The sequence below is a fragment of the Mycetohabitans endofungorum genome, assembly GCF_037477895.1.
Classification (GTDB): domain Bacteria; phylum Pseudomonadota; class Gammaproteobacteria; order Burkholderiales; family Burkholderiaceae; genus Mycetohabitans.
In genome coordinates, this window is record NZ_CP132744.1 from 1,023,434 (window position 1) to 1,049,850 (window position 26,417).

General features: G+C 62.9%; 25 protein-coding genes. 16 read left to right on the plus strand and 9 right to left on the minus strand.

What is annotated here, in order from left to right:
* The first annotated feature begins 11 nt into the window (after positions 1–11).
* The 3 genes from kdsA (at position 12) to ftsB (ending at position 2,950) form a co-directional block, all read left to right on the plus strand.
* Positions 12–866: a 3-deoxy-8-phosphooctulonate synthase gene (kdsA, locus tag RA167_RS04630; RefSeq protein ID WP_076786713.1), complete on the plus strand. Its 855-nt coding sequence runs from the start codon at positions 12–14 to the stop codon at positions 864–866.
* 213 nt (positions 867–1,079) lie between these two features.
* On the plus strand, positions 1,080–2,363 hold the full coding sequence (eno, locus tag RA167_RS04635) for a phosphopyruvate hydratase (protein ID WP_076786715.1): 1,284 nt from the start codon (positions 1,080–1,082) through the stop codon (positions 2,361–2,363).
* Positions 2,364–2,491: 128 nt separating this feature from the next.
* Complete coding sequence (gene ftsB / locus RA167_RS04640) at positions 2,492–2,950, plus strand: cell division protein FtsB (RefSeq protein WP_076786717.1); 459 nt, start codon at positions 2,492–2,494, stop codon at positions 2,948–2,950.
* Positions 2,951–3,070: 120 nt separating this feature from the next.
* Here the strand turns inward: ftsB and RA167_RS04645 are convergent, their stop codons facing one another.
* From RA167_RS04645 to RA167_RS04655, 3 genes are all read right to left on the minus strand, one after another.
* A complete protein-coding gene (locus tag RA167_RS04645; RefSeq protein ID WP_076797223.1) occupies positions 3,071–3,436 on the minus strand; it encodes a hypothetical protein in 366 nt (121 codons plus the stop codon).
* A 90-nt stretch (positions 3,437–3,526) separates the two neighbouring features.
* Positions 3,527–4,480, minus strand: coding sequence for an Hsp33 family molecular chaperone HslO (gene hslO / locus RA167_RS04650; protein ID WP_076786720.1), 954 nt, complete (start codon positions 4,478–4,480; stop codon positions 3,527–3,529).
* Between the two features lie 66 nt (positions 4,481–4,546).
* Positions 4,547–5,071, minus strand: a complete 525-nt coding sequence (locus RA167_RS04655) for a gamma carbonic anhydrase family protein (RefSeq protein ID WP_076786723.1) — start codon at positions 5,069–5,071, stop codon at positions 4,547–4,549.
* A gap of 191 nt (positions 5,072–5,262) precedes the next feature.
* On the opposite strand from RA167_RS04655, the gene RA167_RS04660 reads away from it, so the two are divergent.
* The 10 genes from RA167_RS04660 to RA167_RS04705 all read left to right on the plus strand — a co-directional run bounded on the left by RA167_RS04660 (position 5,263) and on the right by RA167_RS04705 (position 14,216).
* Positions 5,263–6,090: a ferritin-like domain-containing protein gene (locus tag RA167_RS04660; RefSeq protein ID WP_076786725.1), complete on the plus strand. Its 828-nt coding sequence runs from the start codon at positions 5,263–5,265 to the stop codon at positions 6,088–6,090.
* A gap of 121 nt (positions 6,091–6,211) precedes the next feature.
* The gene (locus RA167_RS04665) at positions 6,212–7,096 is read left to right on the plus strand and encodes an alpha/beta fold hydrolase (RefSeq protein ID WP_076786727.1); all 885 of its coding nucleotides are present in this window, start codon (positions 6,212–6,214) and stop codon (positions 7,094–7,096) included.
* Positions 7,097–7,184: 88 nt separating this feature from the next.
* Positions 7,185–8,015, plus strand: a complete 831-nt coding sequence (locus RA167_RS04670) for a 3',5'-nucleoside bisphosphate phosphatase (protein ID WP_076786729.1) — start codon at positions 7,185–7,187, stop codon at positions 8,013–8,015.
* Positions 8,016–8,022: 7 nt separating this feature from the next.
* Positions 8,023–8,652 carry an L-threonylcarbamoyladenylate synthase gene (locus RA167_RS04675; protein WP_076786731.1) on the plus strand — a complete coding sequence of 210 codons (630 nt, stop codon included), beginning with the start codon at positions 8,023–8,025 and terminating at the stop codon, positions 8,650–8,652.
* 72 nt (positions 8,653–8,724) lie between these two features.
* Positions 8,725–9,393, plus strand: coding sequence for a site-2 protease family protein (locus tag RA167_RS04680; protein ID WP_076786733.1), 669 nt, complete (start codon positions 8,725–8,727; stop codon positions 9,391–9,393).
* 52 nt (positions 9,394–9,445) lie between these two features.
* Positions 9,446–10,648 carry a tryptophan--tRNA ligase gene (locus RA167_RS04685; protein WP_076786735.1) on the plus strand — a complete coding sequence of 401 codons (1,203 nt, stop codon included), beginning with the start codon at positions 9,446–9,448 and terminating at the stop codon, positions 10,646–10,648.
* Positions 10,648–11,268 carry a class I SAM-dependent methyltransferase gene (locus RA167_RS04690; protein WP_076786737.1) on the plus strand — a complete coding sequence of 207 codons (621 nt, stop codon included), beginning with the start codon at positions 10,648–10,650 and terminating at the stop codon, positions 11,266–11,268. Before RA167_RS04685 ends, RA167_RS04690 begins: the two co-directional genes overlap by 1 nt.
* A gap of 23 nt (positions 11,269–11,291) precedes the next feature.
* Positions 11,292–12,194: a 4-hydroxy-tetrahydrodipicolinate synthase gene (dapA, locus tag RA167_RS04695; protein WP_076786739.1), complete on the plus strand. Its 903-nt coding sequence runs from the start codon at positions 11,292–11,294 to the stop codon at positions 12,192–12,194.
* A 65-nt stretch (positions 12,195–12,259) separates the two neighbouring features.
* A complete protein-coding gene (gene bamC, locus RA167_RS04700) occupies positions 12,260–13,402 on the plus strand; it encodes an outer membrane protein assembly factor BamC (protein ID WP_076787822.1) in 1,143 nt (380 codons plus the stop codon).
* A gap of 37 nt (positions 13,403–13,439) precedes the next feature.
* Positions 13,440–14,216 carry an MBL fold metallo-hydrolase gene (locus RA167_RS04705; RefSeq protein WP_076786741.1) on the plus strand — a complete coding sequence of 259 codons (777 nt, stop codon included), beginning with the start codon at positions 13,440–13,442 and terminating at the stop codon, positions 14,214–14,216.
* Positions 14,217–14,304: 88 nt separating this feature from the next.
* Here RA167_RS04705 and RA167_RS04710 read toward each other — a convergent pair whose 3' ends face one another.
* Both RA167_RS04710 and RA167_RS04715 read right to left on the minus strand, forming a co-directional pair.
* Positions 14,305–14,565: a hypothetical protein gene (locus tag RA167_RS04710; protein WP_076786743.1), complete on the minus strand. Its 261-nt coding sequence runs from the start codon at positions 14,563–14,565 to the stop codon at positions 14,305–14,307.
* 231 nt (positions 14,566–14,796) lie between these two features.
* On the minus strand, positions 14,797–16,059 hold the full coding sequence (locus RA167_RS04715; protein ID WP_083706051.1) for a cupin domain-containing protein: 1,263 nt from the start codon (positions 16,057–16,059) through the stop codon (positions 14,797–14,799).
* 32 nt (positions 16,060–16,091) lie between these two features.
* Here RA167_RS04715 and RA167_RS04720 point away from each other — a divergent pair, with 32 nt between their 5' ends.
* Positions 16,092–16,655, plus strand: coding sequence for an FKBP-type peptidyl-prolyl cis-trans isomerase (locus RA167_RS04720; protein WP_076786747.1), 564 nt, complete (start codon positions 16,092–16,094; stop codon positions 16,653–16,655).
* A gap of 59 nt (positions 16,656–16,714) precedes the next feature.
* Here RA167_RS04720 and RA167_RS04725 read toward each other — a convergent pair whose 3' ends face one another.
* From RA167_RS04725 to RA167_RS04735, 3 genes are all read right to left on the minus strand, one after another.
* Positions 16,715–18,148, minus strand: a complete 1,434-nt coding sequence (locus tag RA167_RS04725; RefSeq protein WP_237574315.1) for a hypothetical protein — start codon at positions 18,146–18,148, stop codon at positions 16,715–16,717.
* Positions 18,149–18,161: 13 nt separating this feature from the next.
* On the minus strand, positions 18,162–20,957 hold the full coding sequence (mutS, locus tag RA167_RS04730) for a DNA mismatch repair protein MutS (protein ID WP_422393159.1): 2,796 nt from the start codon (positions 20,955–20,957) through the stop codon (positions 18,162–18,164).
* A gap of 382 nt (positions 20,958–21,339) precedes the next feature.
* Positions 21,340–23,841: a hypothetical protein gene (locus RA167_RS04735; RefSeq protein ID WP_139337097.1), complete on the minus strand. Its 2,502-nt coding sequence runs from the start codon at positions 23,839–23,841 to the stop codon at positions 21,340–21,342.
* 79 nt (positions 23,842–23,920) lie between these two features.
* Here RA167_RS04735 and RA167_RS04740 point away from each other — a divergent pair, with 79 nt between their 5' ends.
* Positions 23,921–24,145 carry a hypothetical protein gene (locus RA167_RS04740; protein WP_076786753.1) on the plus strand — a complete coding sequence of 75 codons (225 nt, stop codon included), beginning with the start codon at positions 23,921–23,923 and terminating at the stop codon, positions 24,143–24,145.
* A gap of 271 nt (positions 24,146–24,416) precedes the next feature.
* Here the strand turns inward: RA167_RS04740 and RA167_RS04745 are convergent, their stop codons facing one another.
* Positions 24,417–25,217 carry an inositol monophosphatase family protein gene (locus tag RA167_RS04745; protein ID WP_076786755.1) on the minus strand — a complete coding sequence of 267 codons (801 nt, stop codon included), beginning with the start codon at positions 25,215–25,217 and terminating at the stop codon, positions 24,417–24,419.
* A gap of 343 nt (positions 25,218–25,560) precedes the next feature.
* Here RA167_RS04745 and RA167_RS04750 point away from each other — a divergent pair, with 343 nt between their 5' ends.
* On the plus strand, positions 25,561–26,346 hold the full coding sequence (locus RA167_RS04750; RefSeq protein ID WP_076786757.1) for an RNA methyltransferase: 786 nt from the start codon (positions 25,561–25,563) through the stop codon (positions 26,344–26,346).
* Positions 26,347–26,417 lie beyond the last annotated feature (71 nt).

Genomic DNA, 26,417 nt, shown 5'->3' on the forward strand with positions numbered 1-26,417 from the left:
CGGGAGTCAACATGAAACTATGCGATTTCGAGGTCGGCCTGGACAAGCCGTTCTTCCTGATTGCTGGCCCCTGTGTGGTCGAGTCCGAGCAGATGGCGCTCGATACCGCCGGCCGGCTCAACGAGATCTGCGCTGCGCTGCGCATTCCGTTCATTTATAAGTCATCGTACGATAAGGCCAACCGCAGTTCGGATAAATCGTTCCGCGGAGTCGGCATGGACGAGGGCCTGCGTATCCTCGGCGAGGTGCGTCGCCAGATCGGCGTGCCGGTATTAACCGACGTGCACGCGGAGGATGAGATCGACGCGGTCGCATCGGTCGTTGATGTGCTACAGACGCCCGCATTCCTGTGCCGGCAGACCGATTTCATTCACGCGTGCGCCCGTTCGGGCAAGCCCGTCAATATCAAGAAAGGGCAATTTCTGGCGCCGCACGACATGAAGAACGTGATCGACAAGGCGCGTTCGGCAGCCAGGGAAGCCGGGCTGTCGGTGGACCGCTTCCTTGCTTGTGAGCGCGGCGCTTCGTTCGGCTACAACAATCTGGTCTCCGACATGCGTTCGCTTGCGATCATGCGCGAGACTGGCGCCCCGGTGGTGTTCGACGCGACCCATTCGGTGCAGTTGCCTGGTGGCCAAGGCACCCAGTCTGGCGGGCAGCGCGAGTTCGTGCCGGTGCTGGCGCGTGCCGCGGTTGCGGTCGGCGTGGCGGGGCTGTTCATGGAGACGCATCCGGATCCCGCGCAGGCAAAGTCCGACGGCCCGAATGCGGTACCGTTGCAGCGGATGCATGCATTGCTGGAAACGCTGGTGACGCTCGATCGCGCGGTGAAATCCACGCCGCTGCTCGAGAACGATTTCAGCTGAGCCACGCGCAGTGTGACAGGCCGGTGGTGTCGCGAATGAACCTTGTCACGGTTCGGCGCGTCTGATCGGCAAGTCTGCGGCAAGTCTGCACTGCCGGCGCACGGCGCGTGGCATGCTGGCGGGCGGCATCGGGCGGCGACGCCGATCGGCGCAGACCGCTGCCCCGTTGACACAGCGTAGTCGAAACCGATTCATCCATCCTTTGAGGACATCATGAGTGCTATCGTAGACATCATCGGGCGCGAGATTCTCGATTCGCGCGGCAATCCGACCGTCGAATGCGACGTATTGCTCGAATCGGGCACGATGGGTCGCGCAGCGGTGCCGTCCGGTGCATCGACGGGGTCGCGCGAGGCGATCGAACTGCGCGACGGTGAAGCGGGCCGCTACAGCGGCAAGGGGGTGCTCAAGGCGGTTGAGCACGTGAACACCGACATCTCCGAGGCGATCATGGGCCTGGACGCGTCCGAGCAGGCGTTTCTGGACAAGACGCTGCTGGAGCTGGACGGCACCGACAACAAGTCGCGGATCGGCGCGAACGCGATGCTTGCCGTATCGATGGCGGTCGCGAAGGCCGCCGCCGAGGAGGCGGGTCTGCCGCTGTACCGCTACTTCGGGGGTTCCGGCGCGATGCAATTGCCGGTGCCGATGATGAATATCGTGAATGGCGGGGCGCACGCGAATAACAGCCTGGACATCCAGGAATTTATGATCGTGCCGGCGAGCCAGCCAACCTTCCGCGAGGCGCTGCGTTGCGGCGCCGAGGTGTTCCATGCGTTGAAGAAGATTTTGTCGGACCGCGGTATGAGCACCGCGGTCGGCGACGAAGGCGGCTTTGCGCCGAACTTTGGCAGCAACGACGAATGCCTGTCGACGATCCTTCAGGCGATCGAGAAGGCCGGTTATCGCGCCGGCGAAGACGTGCTACTTGCGCTGGACTGCGCGGCCAGCGAGTTCTACCACGACGGTAAGTACCAACTGGCCGGCGAGGGCCTGCAGTTGTCGTCGTCCGAGTTCACGGACTATCTTGCGACGTTGGCTGACAAGTTCCCGATCGTGTCGATTGAGGACGGCATGCATGAGAGCGATTGGGACGGTTGGAAGCTGCTGACTGATCGGCTCGGTAAGAAAGTCCAACTGGTCGGCGACGATCTGTTCGTGACTAATACGCGGATTCTGAAGGAAGGCATCGAGAAGGGCATCGCGAACTCGATCCTGATCAAGATCAATCAGATCGGGACGCTGACCGAGACGTTTGCGGCGATTGAAATGGCCAAGCGGGCCAGCTATACCGCTGTCGTGTCGCACCGCTCCGGCGAAACCGAGGATTCGACGATCGCCGACATCGCCGTTGGTCTGAACGCTGGCCAGATCAAGACCGGCTCGCTGTCGCGCAGCGACCGGATCGCCAAGTACAATCAGCTGCTGCGCATCGAAGAGGATTTGGGCGACATCGCGAGCTATCCTGGACGCTCCGCGTTCTATAACCTGCGCTGATGCAACGTGCTGGACGCGTGGCGACGCGGCCGGTGACCCGATAGGGGTCTTGTGACACGTGTGGCCGCCGCTCCCGATTCCGGGGCGGCGGCTTTGTGCAACCCACGCCTGCTCGGCGGCAGCTCGTTATGCGGCTCGTTACCGTTGTCTTGATCGGATTAATCGTGCTGATCCAGTTTCCGTTGTGGTGGGGCCACGGCGGCTGGCTGCACGTGCACGAGCTGCAGCAGCAACTCGCGGCGCAACAGAAGAAAAACAATGACTTGAAGCTGCGCAATGAGCGGATCGCCGGCGAAGTGCAGGACCTGCAAGCCGGGACTGCCGCGGTCGAGGAGCGGGCGCGCTACGAGATGGGGATGATCAAGGACAGCGAGGTGTTCGTGCAGTTTGTGTCGCCGAACGCCTCAACCGTGTCCGCGACGGCTACGCCGTCAATCCTGTCCACGCGCGCTCAGGTGTCGGCCCAACCGATGCGCGTGGTGCCGAACCCCGAGCCACGCATGAAGATGAAGGCCAGCCGGGTCGCGAAGGACACGGCTGTGCGACGTGCCGACAGCGCAGCGGGACGGCATAATCCTGGTTATTGATCCGGCGGTGATACTGGGATCCGGCGGTGACGTCGGTAGCCGGCGTTGCTCGGGATCCGGCGGTAACGCCGGACATCGCTAGTGCGTTGGCACCGGTCGCGGCAGGTCCAGTGCGCAGCATCACCAGCCCGGATAGTACCCTGGATAGCCCCATCCGCTGCCGACACCCCAGCCGGGTCTCCAGCGTCCGCTGTCGTATCCACCATACATCGGCGTGACCGCGTACGGATACCAGGACCACGCGCGCGCGTCGGCCTGCATGGCCGCGTCCTGCTCGCGCAACACCTGGCGACCGATTTCGTCATAGCGCCGTTTTTCTGCCGGGGTCAACGGCGTCGGTACGTGGTGGGGCGACTCCGGCAATTGGCTCAGCACGGTTTGCGGAGTGGGCGGGTAACTGACGGCGCAGCCGCCGAGCAGCAATGCCGACGCGGCGGCCAGAGCGCCAAACGCCGCCACGGTGGCGTGAGGGGAATACCTGTTCATGTCGATCTCCATCGGCAGCGTCATGCCGTGCTCGCCGTGCTCGCCGTGCGCGATGGCGCGCCGGCCGTGTTTCCTGCGCTGATCCGCCGTTCAATGTCGCTGCTGGCTTGGCGTGGCCGCGACGTTCAATGAGCGTTCATTGCCGTGGAAAAGTTGCGTGGCGTCGACCGCGTCGAATGCATAGCGCTGGTTGCAGAACTCGCAATGCACTTCTACATGGCCTTGCTCGACCAGGATGCTGTCGATCTCGTCACGTCCGAGCATTTGCAGCATCCCGCCGACCTTTTCGCGCGAGCAGGTACAGTTGAAACGCGTCGGCGCGGGGTCGAAGCGGCTGACGTTCTCTTGCCAGAACAATCGCCGCATCAGCGTATCCGGGTCGGCTGCGAGCATCTCGTCGGTCTTCAGCGTCGAGCCGAGGTGGCAGACCCGGTCCCACGTGTCGGCGTCGGTCTGTACTGCGCGTGGCACGATCCCGCCGTCGCCGGGCAATTTCTGCAACAGCATCCCGACCGCGCGTCGTTCGTCGGCCGCTAGCCACAACCGCGTGTCGAGCTGCTCCGAGTGGCGCATATAGTGCTCGAGCACCTGCGCGACGCTGTCCAGCGGGCCATCGTGCGCGTTGGTCAGGGGGACGATGCCCTGGTACGGCTGCTGGCCGGGAAGCTTTTCGTGCGGATCCAGCGTGATGACACAGCGCCCACGACCGTTCGCGTTGACCAACTCGGTCAGCGACGCGGTGTCGCTCAATGTGTCACATTCGCTACCCAGCTTGGCCGTGGCCCGCATCGACAAGTCGGAGCGGCACTGCACAACCAGCATCTTGACCGGCCCGTCGCCCAGTATCTGCACGACCAGCGTGCCATCGAACTTGATGTTGGCCGACAGCAGCGCAGCGGCGGCCAACATTTCGCCAAGCAACGTGCGCACCGGTACCGGATAGTCACGACGCACGAGGACTTCCTGCCACGTCTTTTCCAGCGTGACGACTTCGCCACGCACCGGCGCGGCCTCGAACATGAACTTTTGCAACTGGTCTGTCACGACTGACTTTCCTCGACTACGATAAATGGATAACGGCGCGGCGTCGGGCTTGCCTGATGGTCCGGATCAGCCGATGCGCACCAGGTTTTCCTTGAACAGCTGGCGCCGCTCGATGTAACTGCGCGCGTTTTTGTGCAGAGCTTGGATCTCGTCATCGTCGAGCTGACGCACCACGCGCGCCGGTGCTCCGAGGATCAGCGAATTGTCCGCAAACGTTTTGCCCTCGGTGACCACCGCGCCAGCGCCCACCAGGCAGTGGCGGCCAATCACCGCGCCGTTCATCACCACGGCCTGAATGCCGATCAACGTGTTGTCATGGACCGTGCATCCGTGCAACATCGCCTGGTGCCCAATCGATACGTTCGTGCCGATGGTCAGCGCAAAGCCCGGATCCGTATGCATTACCACGCCGTCCTGCACGTTGCTGCCGGCGCCGATCGTCAACGGTTCGTTGTCGCCACGCAGCACCGCCGAAAACCATACGCTGGTGTTTTCGGCGAGCACGACCTGGCCAATCACCGTTGCGCTGTCGGCGACGAATGCAGATTCATGGATCGTCGGCGCGTCCTCGCCGAGCTTGTAGATCGCCACACTGCCTCCTTGTCGAAGTCCGGCCCCGCCGGCCAGACAATCCGTGACGCGCGAGCGCGCCGGTAAAATGCATGCTACGGGACATTGCCCAAAGCGATATTGTACCGGCGCGTCAGCGGCGGCGTCCGGGCTGTGCGTGGCCCGTTACCGCGGTTGCCATCTGAGCGCCGCCAGCATGAGGAAACATCAATATGGTCGAGTCGCTCATTCAGCCATGCTTGCGCCAGCGTGCACTGGAGACGCTCCTGCTCACCGATCCGCGCCGCAAGGTCGATGCAGTGACTGCGCTCGGCGCGCATTGGCGCTCGGGCGGGGTTGTCATCGATGCGAATCGCACGCTCGGCGAGCCGCCGGGCGTACCGGGCCGCCCGGCGCGTCCGCAGCGCGTCGCGCCCGAGCGCCTAGAGCGGCGCAGCATGCATACGGAGCAAGGACGAGCGGCGCTGCTGCACGCGCTGGCGCATATCGAATTCAACGCGATCAATCTCGCACTTGATGCGGTCTGGCGATTTCCGGCGTTGCCCGAGGCGTTCTATCGCGACTGGTTGACCGTGGCCGAAGAGGAAGCGTATCACTTTACGCTGTTGTCTGATCATCTGGGCACGCTCGGGTATGTGTACGGGGACTTTCCGGCGCACGACGGACTGTGGGAGATGGCCGAGCGCACGCGTGCGGACGTGCTCGCGCGTATCGCGCTGGTGCCGCGCACGCTGGAGGCACGCGGACTCGATGCGTCGCCGCCGATTCGCCGCAAGCTCGAGCAGGCTGGCGACCTTGCCGCCGCGCGCATCCTCGACATCATTCTGCGAGACGAGATTGGGCATGTGCGGATCGGCAACCATTGGTTCCGCTGGTTGTGCGAGCGCGCCGGCATCGCGCCGCTGTCCACCTACGCCCGGCTTGCGCGCGAGTATCGCGCGCCGCGGCTGAAGGGCCCATTCAATGTCGATGCACGTCGCGCGGCGGGCTTTGACGACGCGGAGCTTGCCGCGCTGAACCATCCCGACGCGCTTTTGTGACATGAGCCGAGCCGACGCGTGACGGAGCGGGACAGCATGACGCCACGTGAGTCAGTATCATGATGCGCCGCAGTGTAGGCGTCGCTATAATCGAACGACCATTCTTTTTCGAGGCGGTCAGATGAATGCTTCAACCTCCGAGTTCTTCACAGTGCGCGGCGTGAATCTGCATGTGCGTTGCTGGGGCCCGGATGATGCGCCGGTGTTGTTCATGCTGCACGGCTGGATGGACGTATCGGCATCGTTCCAGTTTGTCGTCGACGCGCTAAGCGGGAACTGGCGCGTGATTGCACCCGACGCACGGGGATTCGGATTGTCGGACTGGCCCGTGCAGCAGCACGGCGGCGGACATTATGGGTTCCATGACTACCTGGCGGATCTTGACGCGTTGCTGGATTGGTACGCTTCTGAAAGGCCGGTGAACCTGGTCGGCCATAGCATGGGGGCGAATCTGGCTTGCCTGTACGCCGGCGTGCGGCCGCACCGGGTGCGTCGCGTCGTGGACCTGGAGGGGTTCGGCCTGCCGGCGTCCAATCCCGCCCATGCTGGCGCGCGTATCGAGCACTGGCTCGATGAATTGCGTCAGCCGCCCACACTGAAGACCTATGCGTCATTGGCTGAGGTGGCGGCACGGCTGACCAAGACTAACCCGCGCCTGGCGCCGTCGCGTGCCGCATTCCTGGCGATACACTGGTCGCGCCAGCGCACGGATGGGCGCTTCGAGTTGCTGGCGGATCCCGCGCACAAGCTGCGGGGGCCGCTGCCGTACCGCCTCGACGAGGTGATGGCGGTGTGGGCGCGCGTGAGCGCGAAGGTGTTGCATGTCGAGGCTGTCGATTCGCCGACATTGCACGCGTTGGCCGGCGATGTGCCGATCTCGGTGTTCAAGGCGCGGTTCCGGGCATTCACGCATTGGCAGCAGAAGACGATCGCGGACGCGGGGCATATGCTGCATCATGACCAGCCGGAGCGGGTGGCGGCGTTGATCGACGCGTTTTGCGCCTGATCCGTCACGGCGCTGCACCATGGCGCGCGGTGGCACGGACCGCTGCGCCGCGCTTGCAGTAGAATGGTCGGACCTGCCGTGAACAACCATGAATGCTGATCTACATTGCCACTCGACCCTTTCTGACGGACGCCTGTCGCCCGCCGACGTTGCGCGCCGCGCGGCTGACGGCGGCGTGCAGTTGTGGGCGCTGACTGACCACGACGAGGTGCGCGGCATCGCGCAGGCGCGCGCGGCCGCCGCGGCGCTGCAAATGCGCTATGTGACGGGTGTCGAGATTTCGGTGACGTGGGCGTCGCGTACTATCCACGTGGTGGGGCTGGGCATCGATGAAGGCAACCGCGCGCTGGTCGATGGGCTGGCGGTGACGCGCAGTGGCCGGCAGGCAAGGGCGGTCGAGATCGGCCGGCGGCTCGCTGAGGTCGGCATCGATCACGCGTACGAAGGCGCGCTGCGCTATGTATCGAATCCGGACTTGATCTCGCGCACACACTTTGCGCGCTTTCTCGTCGACGCGGGCTATGCGGTGTCCACCGCCGACGTATTCACCCGTTACCTTGCTGAGAGCAAGCCGGGGTATGTGCCACATCGCTGGGCCACGCTCGAGGATGCAATGGGATGGATTCTCGGGGCGGGCGGCGTGGCAGTGCTCGCGCATCCGGGGCGCTACCAGTACACGCCGTTAGAATTTGACACATTGCTCTCGACGTTCAAGCAACTCGGTGGCGAGGCGATCGAGGTGGTGACCGGCAGCCATACGCCGGACCAGTACCGCGAATATGCGCAAGTGGCACGGCGCTTCGGCTTGCAGGCCTCGCGCGGTTCCGATTTCCATGCGCCTAGCGACGGCGCAACCGAGCTCGGCACTCTGCCGCCCTTGCCGTCGGACCTGACGCCGGTGTGGACCCGCTGGCTCTAACCGATCAATGTCCCAATACTTCCGCATCCACCCGGACAACCCGCAACCAAGGCTGATCAAACAGGCCGCGCAGATCATCGACGGCGGCGGCGTTGTCGCGCTGCCGACCGATTCGAGCTATGCGCTTGCCTGCCATCTCGACGACAAGGCTGCCGTCGAGCAGTTGCGACGCATCCGCGGTCTTGACGAGCGCCGGCATTTGTCGCTGATGGTACGCGACCTGTCCGAATTGGCGACGTTCGCGATGGTAGACAACCGGCAGTATCGTCTGATCAAGTCCGTCACGCCGGGCCCCTATGTGTTCATCTTGCAGGCGACCAAAGAAGTGCCGCGGCGCCTGTCACATCCGTCGCGTAAGACCATCGGGCTGCGCATGCCGGATCACGCGATCACACTGGCGCTGCTCGAGGCGCTTGGGCAGCCGGTGATCGCGTCAACGTTGACCTTGCCCGGCGACGATGAGCCGCAGAACGAACCCGAAGCGATCCGCGCGCGGCTGGAAAAACAACTCGATCTCGTGATCGACGGGGGGGCGTGCGCGGCCGAGCCGTCGACCGTAATCGACTTGAGCGGGGATGAGCCAATGCTCGTGCGGGTTGGCTGCGGCCCGTTGGAGCCTTTCGGGCTTGTCCGGTGAGCCCTGGCCGGTACGGCGTGCGGCACCTCGCGTGCGCGCAGCTGGCTATCGGCGCCTTGTTACAATAGCGCGATGGACTCTCTCGTACAGACAATCTTGGTCAGCGCGTTGCCGCTGCTCTTCGCGATCACGTTGCATGAAGCGGCGCATGGTATTGTTGCCCGCCGCTTCGGTGACAATACCGCGTACCTCATGGGGCGTATCTCACTCAATCCGATGCGTCACATCGATCCGATGGGTACGATCTTGATCCCGCTGATGATGTTGTTTGCGACCAGCGGTGCGTTCATCTTCGGCTATGCGAAACCGGTGCCAGTCGATTTTGGTCGCTTGCGTAATCCTCGCTGGGATAGCCTTTGGGTCGCGCTCGCGGGTCCCGCATGCAACCTGCTGCAAGCGCTCGCGTGGGCCTGTATTGCGATCGGACTGCGCGGCTTCGGCGTCGAGGAGCCGTTTTTTGTGCGCATGGCGTCAGCCGGCGTCGCGGTGAACCTGGTGCTATGCGCGCTGAACCTGTTTCCGCTGTTGCCGCTCGATGGGGGCCGTGTGCTCGCCGCGCTGTTGCCGGTGCGCGCCGCGTACCGCTTCGCGAAGATCGAGCCTTACGGCTTTTTCATCGTGATGGCGCTGGTGATGACGCGTGTACTCGATACATTGTGGCTGCGTCCGCTGGTGAACGTGGGCTACGATGTTGTGTTCGGCCTATTGCGTCCGATCGTTTCTTTGTTCAGCCACGTCTGAGCGGGCATTGGCCAGACTCCAACGATTTCCTCACATTCGACCTCTCGATACCATGTTCCCCGACCGTATCTTCTCCGGCATGCGCCCGACCGGCTCACTGCACCTTGGCCATTACCACGGTGTGCTGAAGAACTGGATCAAGCTGCAATCCGAGTATCCGTGCTTTTTCTGCGTGGTCGACCTGCATGCACTGACGACGCACTATGAAACACCGGATGTGATCGAGAACAATGTGTGGGAAGTGCTAATCGACTGGCTTGCGTCCGGCATTGACCCGGCGCAGGCCACGCTGTTCATTCAGAGCCGCGTGCAGGAGCACGCGGAGTTGTCACTGCTGCTGGGCATGAGCACGCCGCTTGGCTGGCTCGAGCGAGTGCCCACCTACAAAGAGCAGATCGAGAAGCTGCGCGACAAGGATTTGGGCACGTACGGTTTTCTCGGCTATCCGGTGCTGATGGCCGCGGATATCCTGCTGTACCGCGCGTCGCTGGTGCCGGTGGGCGAGGACCAGGTGCCGCACGTGGAAATGACGCGTGAGATCGCACGCCGCTTCAACTACCTATATGGGCGCGAACCGGGCTTTGAGGACAAGGCCAACGAGGCAGCGCGCAAACTCGGCGGCAAGCGCTCCAAGCTGTACCATGAGTTGCGCAATGCTTATCAGCAGGAGGGCGACGAAGAGGCGCTGGAGCAGGCGCGCGCGCTGCTGCAGGAGTCGCAAAGCCTGTCGATGAGTGACCGTGAGCGGCTGTTTGGCTATCTTGAAGGCTCGCGCAAGATCATTCTGGTTGAGCCACAGGTACTGCTGACCGAGGCATCGCGGATGCCGGGGCTCGATGGACAGAAGATGTCCAAGTCGTACGGCAATACGATCGGGCTGCGGGAAGACAAGGTGTCGATCGAGAAAAAGGTCCGCACGATGCCGACCGACCCGGCGCGCGTGCGCCGCAGCGATCCGGGCGATCCGGACAAATGCCCGGTATGGCAGTTGCACCAGGTCTATACGGATCAACCGACGCACGAATGGGTGCAGCGCGGTTGCCGCAGCGCCGGGATCGGCTGCTTAGAGTGTAAGCAGCCGGTGATCGAGGGCATTCTGCGCGAGCAGCAGCCGATGCTCGAGCGGGCACAGAAGTATATGGACGATCCGTCACTGCTGCGCGCGATCGTCGCGGACGGCTGCGACAAGGCGCGCAAATTGGCTCATGAGACGATGCGCGACGTGCGCGAGGCAATGGGGCTGTCGTACAGTTGATGGCGATCTGCGCTGCCTCCGAGTGGATCCGCCGATGGGCCCATCTGGTGCCGCGTGATGGCACTGTGCTCGACGTGGCGTGCGGCAGTGGCCGGCATGTGCGCTGGTTTGCCCAGCGCGGCCATCCGGTCGTCGCGCTGGATCGCGATGCGCAGGCGTTGGCCGCGCTGGCCGAATTGCCGACAGTGCGCATCGTGCATGCCGACCTGGAGCCGAATGAGGATAGCGCGGCATGGCCCTTCGAGGCGCACCAGCGCTTCGCGGCTGTCGTCGTCACGCAGTACCTGCACCGCCCGCTGTTCGATAATTTGACCGAGGCGCTGGCGCCGGGTGGCGTGCTGCTGTACGAGACGTTCGCGCAGGGCCACGAAACGCTGGGGCGGCCCTCGAACCCGCGCTTCCTATTACGCTCGGGCGAGCTGCTGGAAGTGGCGCGGCACGCCGCGTTGCGCGTCGTTGCGTTTGAGGACGGCTTTGTTGCCGGGCCCAAGCCCGCGTTCGTGCAGCGGCTGTGCGCCGCTCGAGAAAGCGGCAGTGACGTGCGTGACCGCGAAACGGGGTCCTATGACGGGCCAACGAGATACGATTTGCCCGGTCAATCCGCTACAATCCCAGTTTAACGATTGATTTTTCAGACAGTTTCATGAGCCAAGCAATGCAAGCCACACCCATTGGCGGCAGCATCCCGGCGATTGTCACGCCGATGCTGGAGGACGGGGCGCTGGATCTTCCGGCGCTGCGCGCGCTGATCGACTGGCATATCGAAGAGGGCAGCGATGCGCTGGTTGTGGTCGGCACAAGCGGCGAGTCGGCGACGGTATCGGTCGAGGAGCATGTGTTGCTGGTCAAGACGGCGGTCGAGCATGCGGCGCGCCGCATCCCGATTATCGCCGGCGCGGGCGGCAACTCGACTGCCGAAGCGATCGAGTTGACCCGGGCGGCCAAGGAGGTCGGCGCCGACGCGTCGCTACAGGTTGTGCCGTACTACAACAAGCCGACGCAGGAAGGGATGTACCGGCATTTCAGGTCGATCGCTGAGGCGGTAGACCTGCCGGTGATCTTGTACAATGTGCCAGGCCGTACCGTCGCCGATATGAGCAACGAGACGATCCTGCGGCTCGCTCAAGTGCCGGGCATTGCGGGTGTGAAGGATGCGACCGGCAATATCGATCGTGCGGCGCATTTGATCAACGCAGCACCGGCCGATTTCTCGATTTTCAGCGGTGACGATCCGACCGCGATCGCATTGATGCTGCTGGGCGGACACGGCAATATTTCGGTGACGGCCAACGTGGCGCCGCGCGCGATGAGTGAGCTATGCCGCGCCGCGATCGCCGGTGATGCAAAGACCGCGCGGGCCATCCATCTGAAGCTGTTGTCTTTACACAAGCACCTGTTTGCTGAGTCAAACCCGATCCCGGTCAAGTGGGCATTGCAGCAGATGGGCAAAATCCGCGGCGGCATTCGCCTGCCGCTGACACCGCTGGCCGATCAACATCATGAAACGGTACGCGCCGCGCTGCGCGACGCGGGGTTGACCGATTAAGCGTGCCCTGCCGGGACGACGGCACGGCCGGACCAGCAGGTTTCATTCGCATCACGAAGGATTTCATGGAACGTTTTGATTTCTCCGCGCGCGGGTTGCGCGTGACGGTATGGGCGGTCGCTGTGTTGTCGCTGGCAGGTTGTGACACGCTCAATGACGCGCTTGCTCCGGATCGCGTCGACTACCAGAACGCGACTTCCGCGCCGCGGCTCGAGGTGCCGGCGGATTTGAAGGCTGCGCCGCTGGACCAGCGTTATGTTGCTCCGTCCACGACTGCGGGTCTGGGCGGGCAGCCGATGCGGGCCACGACGCCGGCCGGCAATACGACCGAGGGCGTGCCCACCGCGCAGGATCCCTATGGGATGCACGTGGAGCAGGACGGCACACGCCGCTGGTTGGTAGTCAACGGGCGCACGCCGGACGAGTTGTGGCCTCAGCTCAAGGCGTTCTGGAAGCAGAGCGGCTTCGTGTTGAAGACGGATTCGCCGGCAACGGGAATCATCGAGACAGACTGGGCCGAAAACCGCGCAAAGATCCCAGGCGACTGGTTCCGCAACTCGGTGGGCAAACTGTTGGACTTCGTGTACTCGTCGGGCACACGCGATCGTTTCCGTATGCTGGTCGAGCGCAATGCGAACAGCAACGCTACTGTGATCACAATATCGCACACCGCTAGGGAGGAAGTGCTAACCGGACGGGACCAGACGTCGTCGCGCTGGGTCGAGCGGCCGCGTGATCCGAAGCTGGAGGCGGCGATCTATGCGCAACTGATGCAGAAGTTTGGGCTGACCGACAAGCAAGCCCAGCAGTTGATTGACGGCGCGCGGTACACCGGCCCGAAGGTGGAGGTGGCGATTGGCAGCGCAGGCGCATCGACGATCGACTTGGCCGAGTCGTTCGACCGTGCGTGGTGGCGCGTCGGCCTGGCGCTCGATCGCACGAACTTTGCCGTCGATAACCGCGATCGTGAGCGCGGCCTCTATTACGTCCGTTTCAATGATCCTGTGCAGGAGATTAAGCGGGAGGGACTGCTTGGCAAGCTGATCTATGGCGGCAAACCGAATGCCATCGGCAAGGTGTACCGGGTTAACGTGCGCCCGAAGGGCGACGGCGCCACGCAGGTCGTGGTGATTGACTCGAGCGGCCAGCTCGATACGTCCAGCGATGCGCAGCGGCTGCTGGCGGCCTTGCATCAGCAGCTCAATTGAGCCCGTCCGGATTGCAACCTACTGATCGTGTGATACTGTGCGTTTTGCGAGCTTAGGCAGCGGTAGCGACGGCAATTCGTTGCTCGTCGAGGCGCAAGACGGCACCACGACGACTCGCGTGCTGCTCGATTGCGGGTTTTCCGCGCGCGAACTCGAGCGGCGGCTCGCCCGCTTAGACGTCACGCTTGATGCGTTGCACGCGATCGTCATCACGCACGAGCACGCCGACCACATCGGCAGTGCGCTGACCGTTGCCCGGCGGGCGTCGATTCCGCTCTACATGAGCTGGGGCACGGCGCTGGCGGTCGGCGCAGACGATGCGCGGGGTGTCGAATGGCGAGTGTTGTGGGCCGGGGAGACGGTTGGCATCGGCGACCTGGAATGGCTGCCGTATACTGTGCCGCATGACGCGCGCGAGCCGCTGCAGTTCGTGTTCGGCGATGGTCAGCACCGCGTTGGCGTGCTCACTGACGTGGGCACGTCAACGCCGCATATTATCCAGACGCTGGATGGCTGCGACGGCTTGGTACTGGAATGTAACCACGACGTGCGCATGCTCGCGCAAAGCCGCTATCCACCCTCGCTGAAAGCCCGAGTCGGCGGCACGCACGGACACTTGAACAATGACGAGGCGGCGGCGATCCTGGCGGCAATCGACCGCTCGAAGCTACGCTGCATTGTCGCGGCCCACCTGTCACAGCAGAACAATCTACCCGAGCTGGCGCGCGATGCACTGGCCGCGGTCCTTGGTGCGTCCTCGGCTGAGGTGATTGTCGCGACACAAGATGACGGATTCGGCTGGCAAGCGCTTTGAGTGCGGCGCGTGTGCCGCTGTTGTGTGGCGACGCGGCGTTAAGACAAAAAAAACCGGCCCGCAGGCCGGTTTTTTTCGCTGACGGCAATTACTGGCTTGCGCCCGAAGCCGCGGCAGCAGCCGAAGCCGCGTCGATCGCAGCAGCCGCAGCGCCCGAAGCAGCGTCGACGGCCGCAGCCGCAGCGCCCGAAGCGGCAGCGGCCGCGTCCGAAGCAGCCGAAGCAGCAGCCGGAGCCGATGCGGCAGCAGCGTCGCTCGCAGCAGCCGGGCCTGCGCTTTCGTCCTTCTTGCCGCAAGCCGCCAGAGCCATCACTGCCAACAGAGATGCTACGAGGAGGGATTTCTTCATGATCACGTCCTTTTATGGTTACAGGTAAGCAACAGCGCGAATAATACCGGTATTGTGTGCTTCAACACCCACCTATGGCCGCTGGTGGGTCGCATGCTTGTCGCATCCCTCTCACCTACGGCTTGGGCAGGAATTATAGGCACTTTCATATCGACCGTCGATAAATCTAGGGCCGGTTCGTTGTCTTTTCCAGACAAAATCTCACATCGCGGAATACCGAAGGTCAGCCGCCTATGGCTCGCCAATCCGTATCCAGCCCGCACGATACCATTCGTACAACAGCTGTGTCATGGACGAATGGTGAGAGAGTGTTACAAATTTTTTCCCCGGAAGAGCTCGCTGATCGGCTAACGTGGTAATGGTTCGGCGCAAGCTTCGTATCAGCGTTGCTGATTCCCCGTTCAAGTAATAGCGCGTATCGTCGTACAGCAAAATCGTTTTCGGATCGAGCTCGATGCCGTTTTCGATGATGCGCGAAACAAACGCATGACGCGACAGTGCGCGCACAGGTGGATCAAAAAAAACACTCGACTTCGGGTCACTCAGGTAGCTGCCGACAAATTCCGCGATGTCCGCACGCGACCAACGCATCCGCTCGACCAGTTCCACGACGTGGTCGACCAGCGCCGGGGGCAGCGCGGCCGGATGCTCGCTCACGGGCGGCTGATTCGGATCCGCATAGCGGCGCGATGCGCCACGTGCCTGCGCCGCGCGTTCAGCCGCATGATACAGGAATTGCTCAGATAGCTCGCCGTCAAGTGGCGCGCGAAAGCCGATTGAACAGGTCATGCACTCGCCCAGCGCGATGCCATCGTGCGCGATGTGCGGCGGCAGATAAAGCATGTCACCCGGCTCAAGAATCCAGTCCTCGCTTGGCTCAAAATGCTGCAGCACTTTCAGCGGCAAGCCCGGGCGCAGCGAAAGGTCCCGCTGCGCGCCGATACGCCAGCGGCGCCGGCCGTGCAGCTGAAGCAAGAACACGTCGTACGAGTCGAAATGCGGTCCTACGCCACCGCCATCGGTCGCATACGAAATCATCACATCGTCCAGCCGCGCATCCGGCAGGAAGCGAAACTGGCTCATCAGCGCGTGCGCGGCCGGCACGTGCAGGTTCACGCCCTGCACGAGCAGCGTCCAGTGACGCTGACGCGTGGACGGCAAGCGTTCGAATGGCCCATGTTCGAGCTGCCAGCGCATCTCGCCGCGCAACGCACGCTGCCGGATCACGCGCGACTCGACATCGTCACGTTGCGCGAGGTCAAATAGGCACTGCCGGGTGACCGGGGAATGGATGTCGAGCAGCGCCTGTCGAACCAGCAATGGCTTTTTCTGCCAGTAGCGGCGCATGAACTGTGCCGGTGTCAGGCCGTCCAGCAGTGGGGTTGGCACGTCGGGGTGGGGCGGGGCGACAAATGCGGACGAGGTCGCCGATATACGCGTCGAAACGGCGCGCGACAACATCCGCGGCGCCGGTGGGGAAGGCCGCACAGGCATCGTATAATGGAGCTTGTATTCTGGAGAGTCGAATGAAAATCGCGAAGAACACCGTCGTTTCTGTCGCCTACAAGCTGTCGGATGCACAGGGCAACCTGATCGAGGAAAGCGACGAACCGATGGTCTATCTGCACGGCGGCTATGATGGCACGTTCCCGAAGATCGAGGAAGTGCTAGAAGGCCAAGAGGCGGGATTTTCGACGCAGATCCAGCTCGAGCCCGTCGACGCGTTCGGCGACTACGATCCTGAACTGGTCAAGATCGAGCCTCGAGACCGCTTTCCTGAGCCGCTCGAAGTCGGCATGCAGTTCGAGGGGACGCCCGAAGGCGGGGACGACGAGGTCGATACGCTGATCTACACGGTGACGGATCTCGCCGAGGACAAGGTTGTGCTCGATGGCAATCATCCGTTGGCCGGTATGGCTTTGCGCTTTTCGTTGACGGTCAGGGACGTGCGCGAGGCCACTGCCGATGAGGTCGAGCACGAGCACGCGCATGGCGCCGATGGGCTCGAAGTCATCGATGTGGACGAGGACGACGGCCAGGACGTTGACGGCGCGTCTCCGGCGGCCGGCAAGTCGCCGACGCTGCATTGACTGTCGAGCGTTTGCCTCGGTGCGAGGCGGGCCGTCAGCCGGCCAGCGCCCTGACACGCCTAAGGGCGGAGGGAGGCGGGATCGAATTGCGGCGCGCCGGCTGACGTGTGTCCTGACGGCTCGGTGTGGGGCCGGACAACGCGCGTATCGGCCGGCATGTCGTCATTTGATGAGTCAGCTGGCGCCGCACCGGATGTTGGCACGGTCGGCGGATCACGCGGCGTCGGTGCGCGCTGCGCAGGTGCTGGCCAGAGTCCGATGGGCGGCGTCGTGGTTCCGCCCGGCAGCCATAGTCCGTTGGCCGGCGCGGTATCCGGTCTTCGCTCGGGCGTGGCGGTTACAGCGCCCGACGGCTGCGCCGCCGCGGTGGCGCCAACGTCGCTGGGTGACAATGCCGTGCCCGGCGGGCTGGATGCGGACGGTATTGACGCGAACCGAGCTGCATCGGGCCATGCACGTTCGTTGACGTGGAACACCGGCCAAGGCGTCGGTTCGACCCGGATATCGAGCCACCGTGGATCACGGTCAGTTCGCGCGATCGCGATTCGGGTGAAGTTCTTGACACGCTCGCCACGGTCATCGTGCAATGGCTGGTCGATTCGCACGCGCGGCAACGTGTCACGGCTCGCGCCGTGAATCAGTATGACCGTGCCGCTGAAGCTGCGCGACAGCTCGACCAGCGTCCGTTTAAACTCAACGTATCCGTCGCGCGGCAAGCGGCGACCCCATCTCAGCCAAGTAAAGCGCTCGCGTTGCTCATAGCGCTCAAAGTTGGGATCGGCGTCGATCAATACGCCGATCGCCTTGAGCTTGCGGCGCTTTGCATATTCCCCAGCGTGCCGCAGCCAGAACGCATTGGCGACCGCCCGATCCTCGAATTCGCCGTTGCGTCCGCCGGCACTCGAATAATGATTGTTGCCGTCTGGCACGTTCAGTGTCACGAAGGCGATACCACCGGTTTCCCAGCGTAGATTCTCGCGATACTGTCGGAAGCGCGGCAGGTCGCTTTGCCGTACCACGTGCATCGCCCTGCTGCCGAGCGAGTACGGCTGGTCGAAGAACGTTTGACGCACAAAGTCGAGTCGCTCGACCGAATCAAAGCCCCCGGCAAACTTGCTGTCGCAGTCTTCCCAGTCGTGGCGGCCCGGTATGACGACGAGGGGCACTGCGGACGTGTCGAGCAGCGTGCGGCGCGCGGCGAACAGCGCGTCGTCGCACGGCTCGCCCGGCCGGCGCAGCGCGCCGTCCCATACCGCGAATTGCAGCTTCGGGGTGCGCCGCAGCATGTCGAGTAGCGCCCGTGTGGCCGTATCGCTCGACGGCGACGGCGGCAGGCCTGCGATCACGGCGAAGCGCACGCCATCGACCGCGGGCGCACCACGAGGAGCCGCCTGTGCGCCCGGCCCGCGCACAGCAAGCAGCACAACTAACGCGGACGCGAGCGTGCACATCGCCACCGCCGTGCAGCGCTTTCGCGCGTGATGGGGGGGCATGCGCGGTGACCGCTCAGCGGGACTCACAATCCGCGCGCTCGACAAGCTCGCGCAGTTCATACAGCAATTCGAGTGCATCACGTGGGCGCAGCGCATCTAGGTCAAGGCCGCGTAACCGCTCGACTGCGGCGTGGGGCGCTTCGGGGCGCGCCTGCGGCGTGGCGAGGTCCGAAGCGCCTGTCGGTTGCTCGCAGCGCGGCTCGGTCGCTTCCTCGACCGTAAGCGCTGCTGAAGTAAACAAATCGAGTTGCGGCGCCGGCTGGCCGGCCGTTTGTTGTTCGAGCAACGCCAGGTGACGGCGGGCTGCGCGAATCACCGGTTGCGGGACGCCGGCCAGTTGCGCGACCTGTAATCCGTAACTTTGGTTCGCCGGACCTTCGTTGACCGCGTGCAGGAACACGATCCCATGGTCATGTTCGACCGCGGACAGGTGCACGTTTGCCGCCGTCGGGCATTGCGTCGGCAATTGCGTGAGTTCGAAGTAGTGCGTGGCGAAAAGCGTATAGCTCTGGTTGTGCGAGATTAAGTGGCGCGCGATGGCCCACGCGAGCGCGAGCCCGTCGAAGGTCGATGTGCCTCGACCGATTTCGTCCATCAACACAAGGCTGTGTGGCGTCGCATCGTTCAGAATGGCGGCGGCTTCGGTCATCTCGACCATGAATGTCGAGCGGCCGCCCGCGAGGTCGTCGGCAGCGCCGATCCGCGTGAAGATCCGGTCCACAGGACCGAAGCAGGCCCGCTTTGCCGGCACATAGCTGCCGATATACGCCATCAGCGTGATCAGCGCCGTTTGCCGCATGAACGTCGACTTGCCGCCCATATTCGGTCCGGTGATCAACAGCAGCTTGCGTTCCGCGCCGAGCCGGCAATCGTTTGCGATAAACTGTTCGACCTGGGCTTGGACGACCGGATGCCGTCCTTGCTCGATCTCGATACCGGCCTGTGCGTCGAACGATGGCGCGACCCACTCCAGCGCACGTGCGCGGTCGGCGAGTGAGGCGAGTACGTCGAGCTCGGCCAGCGCGCACGCCACGCGCTGACAATCGCCGATGTGGGGTAACAACGCCTGCAACAATGCGTCGTACAGCGCACGTTCGCGCGCGAGCGCGCGTTCTTGTGCCGATAGTGCCTTGTCCTCGAACGCCTTGAGCTCCGGCGTGATATAGCGCTCCGCGTTCTTCAATGTCTGGCGCCGTCGGTAGTCGTCCGGCACTTTGTCGGTCTGCCCGCGCGTGACCTCAATATAGAAGCCATGGACCTTGTTGTATTCGACACGTAAATTCGCGATGCCGGTGCGGGTGCGTTCGCGGTTTTCGAGATCGACGAGGAACTGTCCGCAGTTCTCCGAGATGTCACGCAACTCATCCAATTCCGTATCGTAGCCGCGGGCAATGACGCCGCCGTCACGCACCATCGCGGCGGGCTCGGCCGCGATCGCCCGCTGCAGCAGATCGGTGCATTCAGGCGGAGCATGCAGCGATGCATCGATCTGCTGCAACGAGCTTGAGTGCGCGATGACCGGCGCGATTCGCTCGCGTAACTCAGGCAGCTTGCGGAATGTGTCGCGTAGGCTAGCCAGATCGCGAGGCCGTGCACTGAGCAACGCGAGTCGGCCCGTGATGCGCTCGACGTCGGCGATCTGTCGCAACGCGTGGCGAAGCGCGTCCAGATCGTTGCCTGGTGGGCCGTCGAGCAACGCGCCAATTGCTTGCTGGCGGGCACGTGCGAGAGCCGGATTGCGCGGCGCATGATGCAGCCAGTGGCGCAGCAGGCGGCTGCCCATCGACGTGCAGCATGTGTCAAGCAGCGAGAACAGCGTTGGGGAATCCGTGCCGCGCAGCGTTTCGGTCAACTCGAGGTTGCGCCGCGTTGCCGGATCGAGCCCGATGTACTCGGACTCCTGCTCGATCTTCAGCGAGCGGATGTGCCGCAGCTGTTGCCCTTGTGTCTGTGCCGCATACAGCAGCAACGCGCCGGCCGCGCCACATGCGGCGCTCAGCGTTTGCGCGCCGAATCCGTCGAGAGTGGCGACCGCCAACTGTTCACATAGGCGTTGCGCGCCGGAAGCGGGGTCGAAATGCCATTCAGGGACCCGTGTCAGCGTGCCCACGCTTGCGGGCAGTGTGAGCGCTTGCGCGGCGCTGTCGCTCACTAGCGTCTCGGCTGGCCGGATGCGCTCGATCGCGGCCGCCACCTGGTCTGCGCCGACCTCGGTCAGCCGCAGCGCGCCACTTGCCAGATTCAACCACGCGAGCCCGACGCCAGTTAACGTGCCGCGACGGTTGCGCGCGGGCGCGAGTGCGAGCAGGTACGCGTCACTTTTATCGGCGAGCAGCGCCGCGTCGGTCAGCGTGCCGGGTGTGACGATGCGTACGACTTTGCGCTCGACCGGGCCCTTGGAGGCGGCCGGATCGCCGATCTGCTCGCAGATGGCTACGGATTCGCCGAGCTTCACGAGCTTGGCCAGGTACTGCTCGAGCGAGTGGTGTGGCACCCCGGCCATCTTGATCGGGTTGCCTGCCGACGCGCCGCGCTGCGTGAGCGTCAAATCGAGCAATCGTGCCGCTTTTTCCGCGTCCTCATAGAACAACTCGTAGAAGTCGCCCATTCGGTACAGCACGAGCGTGCCGGGGTGCTCGGCCTTGATGCTGAGGTATTGACGCATCATCGGCGTGTGGTTGCCGATTTCCGCGAGGGCGGCCGGTTTCGGCGTTTGGCCCTTACTCAAGTCCATGTTGGCCATGTTGGATTGGCCCCCGGGCGATTCGGGGTGGTTCCGCGTGTGTTCACCAACGGGCACGTTTTCCATCAGTCATGCAAGCAGTCTGTCAAATTTTAGAATATCGACCGTGCGGCGGTTCTCTGCCGTGTCGACGCGACCTTGAAGACGCTAGTTTACGTGTATTCCGCCAGTGACGGACGACGAAGTCCTAATCTGTTTGGGCAATGTGCGTGTGTCAGTGCGATGGCCGCTGGGCGGTTCCCGCCCAAAATCTTTGAGATCGACGCGTTCTCGATCGTAATACCGACGATAGCCGTGAACGAGGTGAGACTGGATAGGCGGCATACGCGTGGCCGCGCATACTGGCCTCGCGTTGCTCCCGCGGATAGGGCGGATAGATTCCGTTGGAAACATCGGTCCGCCATCTCGCGTCCACCGCTGGCGACGCAACGCACAGCGTGGTGATTTTCTAGCCGCGCCGGCTCACCGCTGCACGATGATGCCGCCGGCGTGCACGATCGGAGGACGGCTGCGCAGCGGCATGGCGTTGAGCGGCCCGGTCGGGTTCGTTCCGGCCCGCTCTATCGACTATTGTGTCCAATTGGGCCATGAGCGCGTGCAGCATGTCGGGCGGGACAATGCCGCGGTGTTCGGGATTGCCGTCAGTGCGTTCTTGCCAGGTCTTAAAATGACCGACGCGCACTGCAGCTTTGTTTGGCGTCGGTGAGTGCAGATGAAGCACCCATTTCGGCGTCTTTGTGAGTGAGCCAAGCCGTTGATCCAACTCGCTGACCCATTCCGGCGACAGGCTGAGCTCATATTCCAACATATAGTTTTCGTGCACGGTGTTCTTCGCGACTTTTGTCCAATTGTGCCCGCCCGCCACCGTTATCCCGCCTGTGTCCCAAAGACCCTTGAATGCACTGAACGAAGGTGCGAGTAGGCATTCGATAGCGTGCGCTTGCTTGAACAGTGAGTCGATCTCGTTGCTGATGCGCTCCAGATGCCGAATATCGGTATCCGTGACCGTGAGCAGATGACTGAGCCGGTGACGCAACATTTGCTTGGACTTGTCGTCCAGGTCCAGCGATTCGAGTTCGGCTTCTTTCTGCTCGAAGTCCTGCCGGCGTGCGCGAGCCACTGTGACCATGCCAGTGCATTGCTGTTGGGCCAGGCGAAGCTGTGCAATGTACTTGGCAGGCGTATCGCGTGAGTCAAGGGCCGTATCAGCAGCCGTTATTGTCGCAAAGGCGTGACCCATTTCATCTATCAAGCCCTCCATTCCTTCGCGATGTTGGTCAATTTGTTTCCGCGCGTCGGCCGGAATGTCATCGGGAAGCTGTTTTTTGAATGCGTCGAATTCGGCGCGTTGCCGCTCAGCCGGGGTGGGCGTCGTAGCGGCATTGTCCATGCGCGTGGGCTTGGCTTTACGTGCTTTTTTCTTCTTGCCTTTGGATCTGGACGGTTGCACGGACTGCTTGCTTTGCTCCAGTTGGCTATGCTCCAGCCAGTCGTGATCGGCCGATCCGACATCGTGCGCGTACACGATGGTTTTCAGTATCGTCTGGATCCCGGCTTCGATAGCCTGTACGGAGCGATCAGCAAAGTACGCATTCTTGAAAGGCTGCAGCCATTGCCTGAGCAATGCGGTTTCGGCTTCCTCGTCGCGTTTGCCGACGCTGTTCCGGGCTGTGCTGACACGGCGCGCCGACTGGCCGGGCCGCGAGAATACTGGTTGTTCTTCTATCCATGCTTGCAACTTTTGGCTGGCGGCATGCGTGTGGCTGGTGATGCCGTCGAGTATTGCCGTGCAGAATTCGGTATCCTGGTTCGGCTTGTCGTTCTTTTTATCCCGGTTGGCAGCGACGTGCTCCAATAGCGCCGACGCCACCTTGGTTTCCTCGATCAGTCGCAGGGCGAACTGCTGTTCGGCTGCAGGATCCGACAGGGACGGGCGCAGCGGGTTTTCCCATAACGAGTTCATGATCGAACAGAGTAGCGCCGCGTAGCCGGCGCTCCATGTCTCGAGCGAAAGTCCGTCATATCCGTTTGATGCCCTATGTGCGTCATCTCGCGCGCCGAGATGATAGGCGTGCCAGTACTGGGTCACCATCAGCGCGTTGTGCCGTATCGTGCCAAGGCGAGCATTGCGATAGCGTCCCATTAATGGTTCACGATTGGCTTGCCCGCGCTGCATCCTTAACGGGGAGCGTTGGCTCGTGCGCTGAGGCAGTGCAGATTGAGCTATTTCGTCCAATGCAAGTGTCAGCTCCTTCACGCACGCTGAGTTGTCGGCGAGCCATATTTGTAGCTTAGACCGTAAGGGCATTGGCAACCGGATGTTGCTGTAGGGCGGTTGTCCTTCTGCAGAGGCGGCGGGTTTGGGTTCGGTATGCGACGTTTCGGAAAGCGAAAAACTGGGCAGTTGCCAATGACCATCGAGCGCCCGAGGTGGTGTGGACGAACTAAGGGAAAACGATTTTGTCCAAATTTGAATTGATGTCTGGTCGATTTCCTCCGCTGCGCGGCGGATCATCTCGTCTTTGCCCATGTACAACGATGTTGCCGCGAAGGGAGGGCGAGACGGGTCGGCGCTTGCCATGGCTTGACCAACCATTGTTTTCCAAAATGTTGGCGGCAGTTCGCCCAGTAGACGTTGCGCTTCAATCAGGTTTTGTCTTCGTGCCCGCAGCGCGCTGATCTGCGCCTTTAGGTTTTCGCCTGCGGCCGGGATTTCCTGAGCGGGAAATAGACCGCTCATGGGCAAATGCCTTTCCAAACTTGGGCGCGAGATCCCGACTTCGTCCTGAAGCGATGCTATCGCGGCCTGGGTCAGCGTCAGGTAGGCATGCGCGGCGTTGGTAATATCCTTCAGCTGCAGCGCTTTTAGCGCTTTCGTGGTGGACGGGTCGGCGCAAAGCTTGGTGAACGTGTGTATCGACTCTTCAACGCGGCTGATCTCTGCCTTCATGGCAAAAAGATCGTTTGTCGGCGAGTGGGCGCTCAGGAACACGCGTGCGGCATCTCGCTGTTTTTTGCGTAACATTTCTATGTCTCGCAGCACAGTTAAGCATGGCAACAGCTCGCTCGCCAGTTTTTTTGCTGCATCATCCAGCATGTTTGGCTTAGGGCAGCTGGCGGTGTTCGCCACGCGGGACGAAGCGGGCGGTATCGAGCCGATATCGCGAAGCGCCGGATTGGGCATGGGCGCGCGATTAGCCGTGATGCGGCCCGGCGTCTGGGTTGAGGAACCCGGTGTCTGGTTTGAGGATTGAGCGACGCAGGGTGGAGGACTAGTGGACTGCGTTGCGTCGGCAAGTGAGTGTCGGCGAATCGTCATGGTTTAGGGGCTGCGGCGCGTGCGGCACGACGTCGAGATACGGAAGCATTAAAGGATGTAGCATAGATGCTCTTCGCGCAGTCGATATCCGAAGTGGTTGGCCGGGTCGCGAACGGGGATTTTTTCGATCCGGCGCAACGCGCCGAGGGCAGAACGCCGGAAGTCGCGGCGTGTACGCGCACCCGCGACTGTTCCCTTGATACGGTTCAGGCCGCCGTTCCCACCCGGCTGTACGGCTTCAAGATCTGCACCATCTGCGCATACTGCTTCGGATTGCCGGCGACGATCTCATGCTGGTACAGGAAGTTCGAATCCCCTGTGTAGTTGCCGATCAAGCCCCCCGCTTCGGTGACGAGCAGGCTGCCGGCCGCGACGTCCCACGGTTGAATGCCTTGCTCGAAGAAGCCGTCATAGCGGCCGGCGGCCACATATGCGAGATCTAGCGCGGCTGCGCCTGGTCGGCGCAGGCCGGCGCACGCACGCGTCATTTCGCTGAACAGCTTCAGGTACTCGTCCAGGCCGCTCTGATCGCGAAACGGAAAACCGGTGCCGATCAGCCCGTCGGCCAGGCGGTCGCGCCGTGACACGCGAATGCGCCGGTCGTTGAGGAACGCACCACGGCCACGTGATGCGGTGAACAAGTCATTGCGTGTCGGGTCGTAGACCACTGCCTGCGTGACGACGCCGCGATGGGCAAGCGCGATCGACACGCAGTATTGCGGGAAGCCGTGGATGAAGTTCGTCGTGCCGTCCAGCGGATCGATGATCCACAGATACTCGGACTCGCTGGCGCTGGCCCCAGACTCCTCCGCGAGGAGCCCATGGTCGGGATACGCAGTGTGCAATATCTCAATGATTGCCGCCTCGGCTGCCTTATCGACCTCGGTGACGAAATCGTTGTGCTGCTTCTGGGTCACTTGTAGCAGGTCGACGTCCAGCGACGCGCGGTTGATGATTTGTCCGGCACGGCGTGCGGCCTTGACAGCGGTGTTGAGCATCGGATGCATGAGCTTTTTCCTTGGGCACGAGGCAACTGCCGCGGCGCGATACCGTGCGGCCAGAGCTAACGAATTGATTAAGAACGATGCGCACCAGCACGTCGGTCGTGCGGCGACATAATGAATGAATAATTTTATCAGTAAGCGCCACTGCGCGTTGGCGCATGTTCCGCGCCGCTGCACTCGCGATACCATTGCAGTCCTTGGTTATCGAATCTGAACCGTGAATCACAGTGTCACTCCACTCGGCTCGTTCCCGGCAGGCCCGTCTTCGATAGGCCCGTCCTCGGCAGGCTCATCCCCAGCAGGCTCGTCTCCAGCAGGCTCGCGCTCGGCCGGCACGCCTTCGCGCATGCGCGGCGACTCGACGTCTTTGGCGGGCGGCTTTACGTCGGTGCGCTTCGTGCTCGTCGAGCCAAGCCATCCCGGCAATGTCGGCGCAGCGGCCCGCGCGTTGAAGACGATGGGTTTCTCCCGGCTTGTGCTGGTCGCCCCGCGGCTCGAGGCGGTACGCACCGATCCCGACGCGCAAGCAATGGCTAGCGGCGCAGGCGACGTGTTGGCGGCCGCGCATATCGTGCCTACGCTGGCCGATGCGTTGGCTGGTGTTCAGTGGTCCGTGGCGCTGACTGCTCGCGAGCGCGAGTGGGGGCCGCCAACGCTGGCGCCCCGTGCGCTCGCGTTGCGTGCCGGCGGCTTGACGGCGGCCGGCGATGATATCGCATTGGTGTTTGGCAACGAGCGCACGGGGCTGTCCAATGCCGATGTCGAGCGCTGCAACGCGCTGGCGCATATCCCAGCCAATCCCGCTTACAGCTCGCTGAACCTCGCACAGGCGGTCCAAGTGCTCGCTTACGAGTTGCGGCTGGCGCTATTGGACACCGCACAGCAGACGCCGCCCGCCGGCGTGGCCTCGTCGCTGGCGTCCCACGACGAAATCGAACGCATGTTCGTGCATCTGGAGAGTGCGCTGATCGCGCTGGATTTCCTCGATCCCGCCAGTCCGAAGAAGCTGATGCCGCGGCTGCGCCGGTTGTTTGCGCGGGCCGGCCTGGAGCGCGAGGAAGTCAATATCGTGCGGGGTATCGCCAAGCATATCCTGCTGAAATCGCAGGGCTTGCGTAGCGGCGATCGGTAGTTGCCGCGTGTCGAATCGGGCGCGCTGCCGGTGCGCGATCTCAATACAATGACCCGCCTATGCGCTGTGAG

Coding starts and splice junctions, on each gene's coding strand:
- kdsA (WP_076786713.1), top strand. CDS start 12: ATGAAACTATGCGATTTCGAGGTCGGCCTGGACAAGCCGTTCTTCCTG.
- eno (WP_076786715.1), top strand. CDS start 1,080: ATGAGTGCTATCGTAGACATCATCGGGCGCGAGATTCTCGATTCGCGC.
- ftsB (WP_076786717.1), top strand. CDS start 2,492: ATGCGGCTCGTTACCGTTGTCTTGATCGGATTAATCGTGCTGATCCAG.
- RA167_RS04645 (WP_076797223.1), bottom strand. CDS start 3,436: ATGAACAGGTATTCCCCTCACGCCACCGTGGCGGCGTTTGGCGCTCTG.
- RA167_RS04660 (WP_076786725.1), top strand. CDS start 5,263: ATGGTCGAGTCGCTCATTCAGCCATGCTTGCGCCAGCGTGCACTGGAG.
- RA167_RS04665 (WP_076786727.1), top strand. CDS start 6,212: ATGAATGCTTCAACCTCCGAGTTCTTCACAGTGCGCGGCGTGAATCTG.
- RA167_RS04670 (WP_076786729.1), top strand. CDS start 7,185: ATGAATGCTGATCTACATTGCCACTCGACCCTTTCTGACGGACGCCTG.
- RA167_RS04675 (WP_076786731.1), top strand. CDS start 8,023: ATGTCCCAATACTTCCGCATCCACCCGGACAACCCGCAACCAAGGCTG.
- RA167_RS04680 (WP_076786733.1), top strand. CDS start 8,725: ATGGACTCTCTCGTACAGACAATCTTGGTCAGCGCGTTGCCGCTGCTC.
- RA167_RS04685 (WP_076786735.1), top strand. CDS start 9,446: ATGTTCCCCGACCGTATCTTCTCCGGCATGCGCCCGACCGGCTCACTG.
- RA167_RS04690 (WP_076786737.1), top strand. CDS start 10,648: ATGGCGATCTGCGCTGCCTCCGAGTGGATCCGCCGATGGGCCCATCTG.
- dapA (WP_076786739.1), top strand. CDS start 11,292: ATGAGCCAAGCAATGCAAGCCACACCCATTGGCGGCAGCATCCCGGCG.
- bamC (WP_076787822.1), top strand. CDS start 12,260: ATGGAACGTTTTGATTTCTCCGCGCGCGGGTTGCGCGTGACGGTATGG.
- RA167_RS04710 (WP_076786743.1), bottom strand. CDS start 14,565: ATGAAGAAATCCCTCCTCGTAGCATCTCTGTTGGCAGTGATGGCTCTG.
- RA167_RS04715 (WP_083706051.1), bottom strand. CDS start 16,059: ATGCCTGTGCGGCCTTCCCCACCGGCGCCGCGGATGTTGTCGCGCGCC.
- RA167_RS04720 (WP_076786747.1), top strand. CDS start 16,092: ATGAAAATCGCGAAGAACACCGTCGTTTCTGTCGCCTACAAGCTGTCG.
- RA167_RS04725 (WP_237574315.1), bottom strand. CDS start 18,148: ATGCCCCCCCATCACGCGCGAAAGCGCTGCACGGCGGTGGCGATGTGC.
- mutS (WP_422393159.1), bottom strand. CDS start 20,957: ATGGAAAACGTGCCCGTTGGTGAACACACGCGGAACCACCCCGAATCG.
- RA167_RS04735 (WP_139337097.1), bottom strand. CDS start 23,841: ATGAAGGCAGAGATCAGCCGCGTTGAAGAGTCGATACACACGTTCACC.
- RA167_RS04740 (WP_076786753.1), top strand. CDS start 23,921: ATGTCTCGCAGCACAGTTAAGCATGGCAACAGCTCGCTCGCCAGTTTT.
- RA167_RS04745 (WP_076786755.1), bottom strand. CDS start 25,217: ATGCATCCGATGCTCAACACCGCTGTCAAGGCCGCACGCCGTGCCGGA.
- RA167_RS04750 (WP_076786757.1), top strand. CDS start 25,561: ATGCGCGGCGACTCGACGTCTTTGGCGGGCGGCTTTACGTCGGTGCGC.